Source organism: Desulfoluna butyratoxydans, from assembly GCF_900699765.1.
Classification (GTDB): Bacteria; Desulfobacterota; Desulfobacteria; order Desulfobacterales; family Desulfolunaceae; genus Desulfoluna; species Desulfoluna butyratoxydans.
The window spans coordinates 828,499-840,431 of sequence record NZ_CAADHO010000002.1 but is presented as its reverse complement, the minus strand read 5'-3'; the positions used below and the strand labels follow the sequence as shown (position 1 = coordinate 840,431).

The following is an 11,933-nucleotide window of genomic DNA, read 5'->3' as shown; positions in this document are numbered from 1 at the left end:
CAGGTGATGTCAAGCGCACCGGCCAAAAAAAATCCAGGCCTGCCCCCCGCCTTGAAAGAGCTTGCACCCCGCCATGAATCTACGATAATGTGGCGTAATCATTCAACCCGGAGCCCTTTTCACGGAAGCAGGGGGCCCAAGCCCGTTGATTTTGTTAAGGGTTCAAAAAAATGTGCCGCGCCCGGCATCCCGGCCACCTCCAACGGCCCGGAGCCCGCTGCACCGAAATTTATTACGACGACCGAAGCCGCGCCCGTCCAACCCAGGCGGAGAGCGCGCTTCCACACACGATCGGACACACGCTATGAATGAGTACGGCATGGATTACGAAGGCATGATTTTCAGGCCCCCTTCGGAGGCTTACAGCATCCTGCTCCAGGTGACGGTGGGCTGTTCCCACAACAAGTGCACCTTCTGCGAGATGTACAAGGAAAAGCGAATCTTCAAGATCAAAAGCGATGAGCAGATCATGAAGGACCTCGCCTTTGCGGCAAAGCACCACCGCCACATCCGGCGCCTCTTCCTCTGCGACGGCGACGCCCTCATCCTGCCCCAGAAACGCCTGGTGCACATCTTGAAAGAGGTCAGGCGGCAGCTCCCCTGGGTGGAACGGGTGGGCACCTACGCCAACACCAAGAGCATCGCAAAAAAAAGCGTGGAAGAGCTCAAGGAGCTGAAAGACTTGGGGCTTTCCATCGCCTACATGGGCCTTGAGACCGGTGACGACGAGACCCTTTCCGCCATCAAAAAAGGGGCGGACTCCGCCCGCATGATCGACATGGGCACCAAGATCCGGTCCGCCGGCATCAAGCTTTCGGTGACCGTCCTTCTGGGCATCGCAGGCCGCGAGCGCTCCATGGTCCACGCCCGGGAGACCGGCCGAGTCATCTCGGCCATCGATCCCGAGTACGTGGGAGCCTTGAGCCTCATGCTCACCCCGGGCACCCCCCTGTACCAGGACCACCTGGACGGCAAATTTCCCGTGCTGGAGCCCGATGAGCTGCTCCATGAGCTGGGGGCCATGATCGCGGCCACCCACATGACCGACGGCCTCTTCCACTCCAACCACGCATCAAATTACCTTCCCATCCGGGCCAAACTGCCCGAAGAGAAGGAGGAGACCCTTGCCCTTATCAATCGGGCCCTTGAGGGAAAAGTGGCCCTGAAACCGGAGCATTTGCGGGCCCTGTAATCCATTGATTTGGTTTGACAAAGGGGAGCGCCCCCTGTAAAACCAGTGGCTCAACGAATCATTCGGGCAAATCGACATCCGCGCCCCCGGAACGGACGCCTCCCCGCGGAGGAGACCTGAGCCGCGCTTCTGCGTGTATTTAAGGAGCGTTGCCGCCGCCCCTTCTCCGGTGAGGCCAGGTGTCGGCCTGCCCCAAGACGTTTGCCATACTCTATTTTTCAGTTTGTAATACTCAGTAAGGAGACAGTACGCCATGAGCGACAGCCAGCTCACCCTTGACGATCTTTGCATCAACACTCTGCGCACCCTGGCCATGGATGCGGTTCAAAAGGCCAACTCCGGCCACCCGGGTGCCCCCATGGGGCTGGCACCGGCCGCCTATGTGCTCTGGACCAAACACCTCGCCCACAACCCCAAAAACTCCGCCTGGCCCGATCGCGACCGGTTTGTCCTCTCTGGCGGCCACGGATCGGCCCTGCTCTACAGCCTGCTCCACTTAACCGGGTACGGCCTGAGCCTGGACGACCTCAAGTCCTTCCGCCAGTGGGAAAGCAAGACCCCCGGCCACCCCGAATACGGGCACACCAACGGGGTTGAGGTCACCACCGGCCCCCTGGGTCAGGGCATTGCAAACGCCGTGGGCATGGCCATGGCCGAACGCCACCTGGCAGCCACGTACAACACCGACGAGCACACCATCGTGGACCACCGCACCTACGTCATGTGCGGTGACGGGGACCTCATGGAAGGCGTGGCCCTGGAGGCCATCTCCATGGCCGGCCACATGGGCCTGGGCAAGCTCACCTGTCTCTACGACGACAACCAGATCACCATCGAGGGCGGCACAGACATCGCCTTCACCGAAGACGTGGCAGCCCGCTTTGCAGCCTGCGGCTGGAACACCATCCGCGTGGAAGACGGCAACAACCACGAAGCCATCGACGCGGCTCTCACCGAGGCCAGGTCCCAGGACGAAAAGCCCACCGTCATCCTCATGCGTACCACCATCGCCTACGGCAGCCCCAACAAAGGGGGCACATCCGGCGCCCACGGCGCTCCCTTGGGCGAAGAGGAGATCCTCCTCACCAAAAAGGCCCTGGGCTGGCCCTCCACCGAGCCCTTTTTCGTGCCCGAAGAGGCCAAAGCGGTCTTTTCCGCCTGCATGGAAAAAGGCGAAGAGGCAGAAAGCCAGTGGCAGGAGCGCTTCAACGCCTACGCCAAGGCCCACCCCAAGCGCACCAACCAGTGGGTGGACGGCGTCAGCGGCTTCCTCACCTTCGGCTGGGACAAGGAGATCCCCACCTTCACCCCCGAAGACGGCAAGATCGCCACGCGCTCTGCGTCCGGCAAGGTCCTCAATGCCATCGCCCCCAACCTGCCCGGCCTTGTGGGCGGCTCCGCCGACCTTGCGCCCTCCAACAACACCTTCATGAACGACTGCGGTGAGTTCCAGAAAGGCGCTTACGAAGGCCGCAACATCCGCTTCGGCGTCCGTGAACACGCCATGGGAGCCGTGATGAACGGCATGTTCGTCCACGGCGGTGTCCGCCCCTTCGGCGGCACCTTCCTTGTCTTTGCCGACTACATGCGCCCGGCCATCCGCGTGGCCAGCCTCATGAAGCTGCCCATCATCTACGTGTTTACCCACGACAGCATCGCCGTAGGCGAAGACGGCCCCACCCACCAGCCCGTGGAACATGTGGCCGCCCTGCGCGCCATCCCCGGCCTCACCGTCCTGCGCCCGGGATGCGCCTCCGAGACTGCCGACGCCTGGCGCGTGGCCCTCAAGATCACCGACGGCCCCACGGCCCTTATCCTCTCCCGCCAGGGCCTGCCCGTCTCCGACCGCAGCCAGTCCGAAGGATCCGTGCCCAGCGGCGCCTACATCCTCAAGGACTCCGAGGGCACCCCCGACGCCATCCTCATGGCCTCCGGCTCCGAGGTGCACATCACCGTGGAAGCCGCCGAAAAGCTGGCTGAAAAGGGCGTCAAAGCCCGCGTGGTGAGCATGCCCAGCTGGGAGCTCTTCGACATGAACCCCCAGAACTACAAGGACTGGGTCCTCACCCCCGAGGTCAAGACCCGCGTGGCCGTGGAAGCGGGCATCGCCATGGGCTGGGAAAAATACGTGGGAGACAAGGGCACCGTCATCTCCATGGAGGGCTTCGGCGCCTCCGCCCCCGGCGGCACCCTCCTCAAAGAGTTCGGGTTCTCAGCCGACAACATCGTCGAAAAGACCCTGGCCCTCATCGAGAAAAACAAGGCATAGGTTCGCACATGCTCCGGGGCGCGTTCCTCGCGCCTCTTTCAAGGGGCAGCACAATTCAAGAGCCAACAAAAACCATTCAGTGATAGCCCCAGGCGGCTCTGCCGAGGAGCGCTAAAAAGAACGGAATGGTTACAATAAAAAAGCCCGACACCATTAAAGCATGGTGTCGGGCTTTCTTGTTTTTTACGGGCGAATGCGATGGGCCCGAGGAACGAGGGCCCAGAGCATTCGCAACCTGGGGTGCAGGGGATTTATTCCCTGCCCGCCGGAGGCTGGCTTTTGGCCCTTAGTAACGGTAGTGATCCGCCTTGTAGGGACCTTCCACGGGCACGTTGATGTAGTCTGCCTGCGCCTTGGTAAGGGTGGAGAGCTTGACGCCGAGGCGGTCAAGGTGGAGACGGGCCACCTCTTCGTCCATCTTCTTGGACAGGGTGTAAACCTTCACCTCGTAGTTGCCGGTGGCCAGCTCGATCTGGGCCAGGGTCTGGTTGGTGAAGCTGTTGCTCATAACAAAGCTGGGGTGGCCGGTGGCGCAACCCAGGTTCACCAGGCGGCCTTCGGCCAGGACGATGATGGAGCGGCCTGAGTTCAGGGTCCACTTGTCCACCTGGGGCTTGATGTTGAGCTTGGTGCAACCGTTGTTGGACTCAAGGTAGGCCATGTCGATCTCGTTGTCGAAGTGACCGATGTTGCAGACGATGGCTTCGGTCTTCATCTTCTCCATGTCGGCGCCGGTGATGACGTGGTAGTTGCCGGTGCAGGTAACGAAGATGTCGCCCTGGCCCACAGCGTCTTCCAGGGTCACGACCTCAAAGCCTTCCATGGCGGCCTGAAGAGCGCAGATGGGGTCGATCTCGGTGACCAGAACCCGGGCACCGTAACCGCGCATGGAGCGGGCGCATCCTTTGCCCACGTCGCCGTAACCGAGGACGATGACCACCTTGCCGGCCAGCATGATGTCGGTGGCACGCTTGATGCCATCGGCCAGGGACTCCTGGCAGCCGTAGAGGTTGTCGAACTTGCTCTTGGTGACGGAGTCGTTGACGTTGATGGCGGGGAAGAGGAGCTCGCCGCGCTCTTCCAGCTGGTAGAGGCGGTGTACGCCGGTGGTGGTCTCCTCGGAGACGCCCTTGATCTTTTCAGCCATCTTGGTCCACTTGGTGGGATCCACCTTGTAAGCGGCCTTCAGGCGGTCCAGCAGGCACTTTTCTTCGGCGTTGCCGGGCTCACGGTCGAGGAGGGAGGGGTCTTTCTCGGCCTTCACACCTTCGTGGATCAGCAGGGTGGCGTCGCCGCCGTCGTCCACGATGAGATCGGGACCGCTGCCGTCAGGCCAGGTCAGGGCCATCTCGGTGCACCACCAGTACTCTTCGAGGGTCTCGCCTTTCCAGGCAAACACCTTGGCGGACTCGTTGGCGGCAATGGCTGCGGCTGCGTGGTCCTGGGTGGAGAAGATGTTGCAGGAAGCCCAGCGGATGTCCGCCCCGAGCTCCTTGAGGGTTTCAATGAGCATGGCCGTCTGGATGGTCATGTGAAGGCTGCCGGTGACCTTGAGGCCCGCCAGGGGCTTTTCGGGTCCGTACTTCTCGCGGGAAGCCATGAGGCCGGGCATCTCCAGCTCGGAAAGCTGCATGTCCTTGTTGCCCCAGTCCGCCAGAGAGATATCGGCCACCTTGTGTGTAAGGGTCAAATCGAGTTCCTGAAACGCCATGTCGCGTCCTCCTTAAAGAATGTCTGTAGTCAATGACTGTTTGGTCTTTGGGTTGTTTTAATGCGGTATATAAAAAAAGTTTGAACACATCCGCTACCAGCTTTCAAGGTGGCACACCTTGCCGCCGGAGGCTGTTTTTTTCAACTGAATATACTTACAAAAGTTGCTCGCTAATCAGGTCGCCCCCCCTTGCCGCCGTCGGCTTTCACCGCCTGGCAGATCATCACCGCAGGCCCCCGGGCAGGCGCAAAATGCCGGGTGCTCTCCACGGCAAACCCGGCCTCTCGGATCCAGCCCAAAAGCTCTGCTTCGGAAAAACCGAGCCAGCGATCCCCGAAGCGGTCCCGAAGGGATTCGTCGGCGTGCTGGCCGAACTCGGCCACGAGAAGCCGCCCCCCGTCGGCCACCACACGTCCCGACTCGTTGAGGGCCAGGCGCGGGTTGTCCAGATGGTGCAGGGCCAGGGAGATGACCGCCAGGTCCGCTTCCCCGTCCCCCATGGGGAGATGTTCGAGTTCCCCGAGGCGCAGGTCGAAGCCGCCGCCCAGGGCCTGAAGCCTTTTTTCCGCCTCCTTGAGCATGTTGGAGGAGCTGTCCACCCCCACCACCTGGGAAACTCGCTCGGAGAGCCGGGCCATGAGGGCCCCGGTGCCGCACCCCAGGTCCACGGCCGTGCTGCAGGGCCGGATATCGGCCATGAGGGCCTCGTTCAGGTCAAAATCACCGATGAGGTCCACTTTCAGGTGTTCCCAGCGGGGGGCGATGTCATCAAAGAATTTCTGACGGCGGAGCCTGCGCTCAAACACGATGGCCTCGGCACGGGCAAGGTCGTCCTCCATGAGGGACTCCCCTTGTGACAAGGACTCCACCAGGGTGGCCACCAGGGCCCCGGCCCCCTCGTTGGCTGCCGAATAAAAGGCCCACACCCCGTCACGCCGACAGGAGAGGAGCCCGCAATCCGTGAGGATTTTCAGGTGCCTGGAGATCCGGGACTGCCCCATGCCCATGAGCCCGACGATCTCGTTGACGCTCATCTCATGGTGCAGCAGAATATGGTAGAGGCGAATGCGCGTGCTGTCCGCCATGGCTTTGAAATAGATCAGACTTTTCATCCCCGAAGGATCCCCCTGCCGTGAAAATATCCATATATCAAGATTTATTGATATATAGAGTTTCCCTACTCCTGTCAAGTGGTTGCCAGCGTCCACAGCCGGAAAATCACCTTGCACCCCGATGACGCCACGGCTATAATTAGCGATGCGAGCGGTACACAGCCCCGACCGACAAGGCCCTGCACCGGCCTTCCGCATGATTTCCCGCCACGGCTGGAAATCGGCCCCTGTCGTTCAACCGACATGACCCTGTTTTGCCCCGACCAACCACCCTGACGGGCGATCGAAGGACTGACACCCATGGATCTAAAAGCAATTGGAGAAGATCTCGGCCTGGAAGAGAGCGAGTTCCTCGAAATCGTAGAGCTCTTCCTGGAAACGGCGGAAGCCGATATCACGCGCCTCAAGCAGGCCATCGACGGCCATGACATGCAGACCCTCACCGAGGCGGCACATTCCCTCAAGGGTTCCGCCGGTAACTTGGGGTTTACCGAAATCTATCGTCTGTCCAAAGAGATCGAAACCGCGGCACGAGAACACACCCTGGACAGCCTTGGCCCTGTCCTGGATTCCATTGAAACCCTGAAGGGAGATATTCAAGACGCCCTGAACGCCAAGACAGCCTGATCCCACGCCAGCGGCAGGCCGTCCCCCCCCATCGAGGTGAGCCATGTCCCCCAGCTTCACCATTCTGGTCGCCGACGACAACTCCGTTAACCGGGCGCTGATGGCCAAGACGCTTCAAAAGGAGGGGTATCGCATCGTCACGGCCGATTCCGGCAAAAAGGCGAGGTTCCTTGCCGATGAAGAGCCCCCCGACCTCATCCTCCTGGATATCTGCATGCCGGGTGAAAGCGGCTTCGACGTCATCAAGCACTTCAAGTCCGATGCCCGCACCGCGGCGATTCCAGTCATCTTCCTCACGGCCCTCACCGATGTCGACTCCAAAATCGAAGGATTCAACTTAGGGGCCGTGGATTACATCACCAAGCCCTTCCACCCCGAGGAACTTTCCGCCCGGGTCAGCCTCCACCTGAAGCTCTCCATCGCCACCAACTCCCTGATCAACAGCCAGGCGGAAAAACTCCGTCAGCTCACCGAGGCCCAGGCCTCGTTTCTCATCACCCCCGAGCAGGAGCCCGGTGCCCGCTTCGGGGTGCACTACCTGGCCCTCCACGAGGCCGGAGGTGACTTCTACGACGTCCTCCACATCTCCGACCATATCTACGGATACTTCATCGCCGACTTCTCGGGCCACGACATCAGCACCGGCTACCTCACCTCTTCGGTGAAGGGCCTCCTCAAACAGAACTGCACCCAGATCTACACCCCCCTGGAGAGCATGAACCTCATCAACGGGGTCCTGGTGGAGATCCTCCCGGCGGAAAAGTACCTCACCGCCTGCTACGCCCGCCTGAATCGGCGCAAAGGGATCATGGAGATCGTCTTTTCAGGGCACCCGCCTGTCTGCTACGTGCCCCAGGGCGGTCCCCCCGAGCTCGTGGGGGCCGACGGCGATCCCATGGGCATGTTCCAGAGCGCCCTGTTCGGCCTCACCACCCTCACCGTCTCCAAGGGCGACCGGGTGTACATCTATACCGACGGCCTGGTGGAGTCCCCGTCCACCAAAAAAGTCTGGCACAGCGAAACGGAAAAGATGCTCGAAGCCTGCGACCGGGCGCGATCAGAGCCCATCACAGCAGCCCCCCGTTCCGTATCTGAGTACCTCTGCCCCAACCGGGAAGCCCAGGAGGACGACGTGGTCATCCTCGCCATGGAGATCTGAGCCCTATGAATCCTTTTGTCGTGACAACGAAAGCCAACGGCCTTGAAATCGACATGCAGGCCTCCCTCGCCCTGGTGGACCGCGCCGTGGATGAAGTCACGGCGTTCTGCAGGCAACACGGCATCTCCAACGCTCTTTTTGCCATCATCATCACCATGCGGGAGGGGCTCACCAACGCAGTACGCCACGGCTCGTCCCTCTCCCCCGACGCCCAGGTCCACTTCTCCATCTTCCTGGCCGATGACACCGTTCACATGGAATTTGAAGACAAGGGACCGGGGTTTGACTGGCAGACCATGATCGACAGCCAGGCCGCCAGCGATTCAGAAGGGGGTCGAGGCATTGAAATCATGAGAAAATACTGCCACAACATGGCCTACAGCAAGCGGGGCTGTCATCTGCACCTTACCATCCGGGTAACAGCAGAGAAGCCCGACTGAGATCAAGGGGTCGGCCGGGCCCGGTTTTTTTGCTCAGCCGTCAATAATGATTGATAAAACACTCACAATTTTCTACCTTTACAGCCATGGGACACGTATTCAACTTTCAGGAAGCCGGGCAATATGCCCAATGGCTTGAAATGGATCGGCACCGAGACGCAGCCGAGCGCCAAAGCCAGCTGATGGTGAAGCTCATCAAGCCGGCCTATGGAGACCGGCTCCTGGACATCGGCTGCGGAACCGGGATCACCCTTGCCTGCCTGGACCACATCAAGCCGGGCCTGGACCTCACCGGCCTGGACGCCTCCACCTACATGCTGGATATCGCCGGAGAAAAGCTGAACCACCGCGCCGATCTCTTCAAGGGAAGCGCCGAAGCCCTGCCTTTTGAAGACAACGCCTTCAACTTTGCCGTCCTCAACCTCACCCTGGAGTTCGTGGACTCCCCGGAAAAAGTGATCGCCGAGGCAGCGCGCGTGGCCAAGGACCGCCTCTACATCGGTTTTTTCAACCGCCTCTCCTTAGGGGCCGTTCCCTCCCTGGGCAAGGGCCTCCACGGCAACGCCGTCTTTTCCAAGGCACGGTTCCTCTCCACCTGGGAGGTCCGGCAGATCATACGGGGCCTTTTGGGCAAAGTGCCCCTGACCTCCCGCACCATCACCTATCATCCCCCCTCGGGGGGCCGGCTCCTGGGACGCCTCTTCCACCGCCTGCCCTACGGGGCGTACACCGGCCTGTCCGTCAGCCTGGTTCCCCGGTTCACCACCCGTCCCCTGGCGCTGTTCGCCGACAAGCCCCGCCCCCGGAACATGAGCATCGGGGAGCAGTACTTCAAACCCGATCCCCGATAACCTCCCTTATGGCCAAGGAGCCCATCATGGTCGAAGCCCTGTTGTATGAACGACTGGAAAACAATGCGGTGCGCTGCAACCTCTGCAGCCACCGCTGTACCATCAAGGAAGGCCAAAGGGGACGGTGCAGTGTTCGGGAAAACCAGGGGGGGACCCTCGTCTCCCTGGTCTACGGCCAGCTGGTGGCCGCCGCCTCCGACCCGGTGGAAAAAAAGCCCATCTGGCACCTGGCCCCGGGCAGCCTCTCCTATTCCGTGGCCTCCGTGGGCTGCAACTTCAGCTGCAGCTTCTGCCAGAACGCCGAGATCTCCCAGCTCGCACCGGACGACAACGGCCGCACAGGCATCACCGTCACCCCGGAACAGACCGTGGCCGAGGCCCTTAACGCTGGGGCGCGCAGCATCGCCTTTACCTACACCGAGCCCACCGTGGCCTTTGAATTTGTCCTGGACACGGCCCGCCTGGCACGGAGCCGGGGGCTCTTCACCATTCTGGTCACCAACGGCTTCCTCACCTTTGAGGCCATCGACCTTCTGGCCCCGTACCTCACAAGCGCCAACGTGGACTTAAAAGCCTTTACCGAGGCCTTCTACACCCGCTATTGCCGGGCATCCCTGGAACCCGTCAAGGACGCCATCCTCTACATGAAACAACAAGGGGTGGCCCTGGAAATCACCACCCTGGTGATCCCCGACCTCAACGACGGCGCCGAGGAGCTCAAAGAGATCGCCCGATTCATTGCAGAGGGCCCGGGTATCGACACCCCCTGGCACCTCAGCCGCTTCTACCCCACCTACCGCATGACCGATCATCCCCCCACCCCCATGGAAACCATCCTCATGGCTCGGGATATTGGCATCGAAGCCGGATTGCGCTATGTATACACGGGCAATCTTCCCCACAACACGGGGGAAAACACCTTCTGTTACGGCTGCGGCAAAGCGGTGATCCAGCGATCGGGGTACCGGCTTACGGCCGTGGATATCAAGGACAACCGCTGCAGCTTCTGCGGCACCTACATTGACGGTATTGATATTGATGGACAGACTTCGTAATCGGCTCACAGCGGCCTTCACCTCCCCTTCTGCCGCAAAAGTCAAAGAGACCCTCATCGTTTACGGGCGCATGATCAAGTTCAGCCACACCATCTTCGCCCTTCCCTTTGCCCTCTCCGCCGTGGTCCTTGCCACCGCCGAAGCACCCCTCACCATCCTGAAACTCTTCTGGATCCTGGTGGCCATGGTGGGTGCCCGCACCGCCGCCATGGGCGTGAACCGCATCGTGGACGCCGACATCGACAGCAGCAACCCCCGCACGGCCATGCGGGAGATCCCCAAAGGCGAGATCGGCAAAAAAGAGGCCTGGCTCGTGGTGGCCGGCTCCTCCCTGCTCTTTGTCTTTGCCGCGGCCATGCTCAGCCCCCTGTGCTTTAAGCTCTCCTTTCCCGTGCTGCTGCTTCTGGGGGCCTACTCCTTTACCAAACGATTTACCTGGCTTTGCCACATCTACCTGGGCTTCGCCATCTCCCTGGCTCCCCTGGGTGCCTGGATCGCCGTTACCGGAGGCTTTTCCGGCGGTATCCTCATCCTGACCCTGGCCCTTCTCACCTACATCGCAGGCTTTGATATCCTCTATGCCTGCCAGGACAGCGACTTCGACAGGGAAAAGGGCCTCCACTCCATCCCGGCCACCATGGGCATCAAAAAGGCCCTGTCCATCTCCACCTGGATCCATGTCACCACCTTCGGGTTCATGCTCCTGCTCTGGCCCGTGTTCAGCCTGGGCTGGCCCTACGGCCTGGCCGTGGCCCTCATCGGAGCCCTTCTCGTGGTGGAACACAAGCTGGTGAACCCCGACGACCTCACCCACGTCAACATCGCCTTCTTCCACATGAACAGCATCATCTCCGTGGTGCTCTTTCTGGGGATCCTGGCCGGCCACCTCACAGGGGGCGCCTAAGATGAAACGCATCGTCACCGCCCTCACCGGCGCCTCGGGCGCCCTCTACGGCCTCCGGCTGGTAAAAGCCCTGGCCGAGGCCGGTGCGCACATCGACCTCATCGCATCGGACGCCGCCTTCATCGTGGCCGAAGAGGAACTGGGCCTCCCAAAAGAGGCCTTCCTCGAAAGCCTGCGCGGGTTCGGGCCTGACAGCATCGAGATCCACGCAGTGAACGACTTCACCGCAGCCCCGGCCAGCGGCTCCTGCCCGGTCCACGCCATGGTGGTGGCCCCCTGCACCATGGCCACCCTGGCCGCCATTGCCACAGGCAACGGCCACAACCTCATCCACCGGGCCGCCGACGTCACCCTTAAAGAAAAACGGCCCCTGGTCCTCGTCCCCCGGGAGATGCCCTACAGCCTCATCCACCTCAACAACATGACCGCCGCTGCCACAGCAGGCGCCACCATCCTGCCCGCCTCCCCGGCCTTCTACTCCAGGCCAGATACCCTGGAAGCCCTGGCCGATACCGTGGTGGCCCGCATCCTCGACCACGTCGGCATCACCCCGGCCAAAGACCTGGTAAAACGGTGGAAAAGCTAAAAAAGTCTCCGACTGCAAGGGGCGAGC

Annotated in this window: 11 protein-coding genes; 9 read left to right on the top strand and 2 right to left on the bottom strand. The window is 61.4% G+C overall.

What is annotated here, in order from left to right:
• Positions 1–319: 319 nt before the first annotated feature.
• The gene (locus MSL71_RS08575; protein ID WP_180139066.1) at positions 320–1,192 is read left to right on the top strand and encodes a radical SAM protein; all 873 of its coding nucleotides are present in this window, start codon (positions 320–322) and stop codon (positions 1,190–1,192) included.
• A gap of 253 nt (positions 1,193–1,445) precedes the next feature.
• Complete coding sequence (tkt, locus tag MSL71_RS08570; protein WP_180138798.1) at positions 1,446–3,461, top strand: transketolase; 2,016 nt, start codon at positions 1,446–1,448, stop codon at positions 3,459–3,461.
• Between the two features lie 286 nt (positions 3,462–3,747).
• Here the strand turns inward: tkt and ahcY are convergent, their stop codons facing one another.
• Complete coding sequence (gene ahcY / locus MSL71_RS08565) at positions 3,748–5,172, bottom strand: adenosylhomocysteinase (RefSeq protein ID WP_180138796.1); 1,425 nt, start codon at positions 5,170–5,172, stop codon at positions 3,748–3,750.
• Between the two features lie 170 nt (positions 5,173–5,342).
• The gene (locus tag MSL71_RS08560; RefSeq protein WP_180138794.1) at positions 5,343–6,284 is read right to left on the bottom strand and encodes an ArsR/SmtB family transcription factor; all 942 of its coding nucleotides are present in this window, start codon (positions 6,282–6,284) and stop codon (positions 5,343–5,345) included.
• A gap of 300 nt (positions 6,285–6,584) precedes the next feature.
• Here MSL71_RS08560 and MSL71_RS08555 point away from each other — a divergent pair, with 300 nt between their 5' ends.
• From MSL71_RS08555 to MSL71_RS08525, 7 genes are all read left to right on the top strand, one after another.
• The gene (locus MSL71_RS08555) at positions 6,585–6,911 is read left to right on the top strand and encodes an Hpt domain-containing protein (protein WP_180138792.1); all 327 of its coding nucleotides are present in this window, start codon (positions 6,585–6,587) and stop codon (positions 6,909–6,911) included.
• 43 nt (positions 6,912–6,954) lie between these two features.
• Entirely contained in the window at positions 6,955–8,070 is a 1,116-nt protein-coding gene (locus MSL71_RS08550; protein ID WP_180138790.1) for a fused response regulator/phosphatase, read from the top strand.
• A gap of 5 nt (positions 8,071–8,075) precedes the next feature.
• Positions 8,076–8,510, top strand: coding sequence for an ATP-binding protein (locus MSL71_RS08545; protein WP_180138788.1), 435 nt, complete (start codon positions 8,076–8,078; stop codon positions 8,508–8,510).
• Between the two features lie 140 nt (positions 8,511–8,650).
• Positions 8,651–9,361 carry a class I SAM-dependent methyltransferase gene (locus MSL71_RS08540; RefSeq protein WP_180138786.1) on the top strand — a complete coding sequence of 237 codons (711 nt, stop codon included), beginning with the start codon at positions 8,651–8,653 and terminating at the stop codon, positions 9,359–9,361.
• 26 nt (positions 9,362–9,387) lie between these two features.
• Positions 9,388–10,416, top strand: coding sequence for an AmmeMemoRadiSam system radical SAM enzyme (amrS, locus tag MSL71_RS08535; protein WP_180138784.1), 1,029 nt, complete (start codon positions 9,388–9,390; stop codon positions 10,414–10,416).
• Complete coding sequence (locus MSL71_RS08530) at positions 10,400–11,320, top strand: UbiA-like polyprenyltransferase (RefSeq protein ID WP_246317747.1); 921 nt, start codon at positions 10,400–10,402, stop codon at positions 11,318–11,320. Before amrS ends, MSL71_RS08530 begins: the two co-directional genes overlap by 17 nt.
• A gap of 1 nt (position 11,321) precedes the next feature.
• Positions 11,322–11,906, top strand: a complete 585-nt coding sequence (locus tag MSL71_RS08525) for a UbiX family flavin prenyltransferase (protein ID WP_180138782.1) — start codon at positions 11,322–11,324, stop codon at positions 11,904–11,906.
• Positions 11,907–11,933 lie beyond the last annotated feature (27 nt).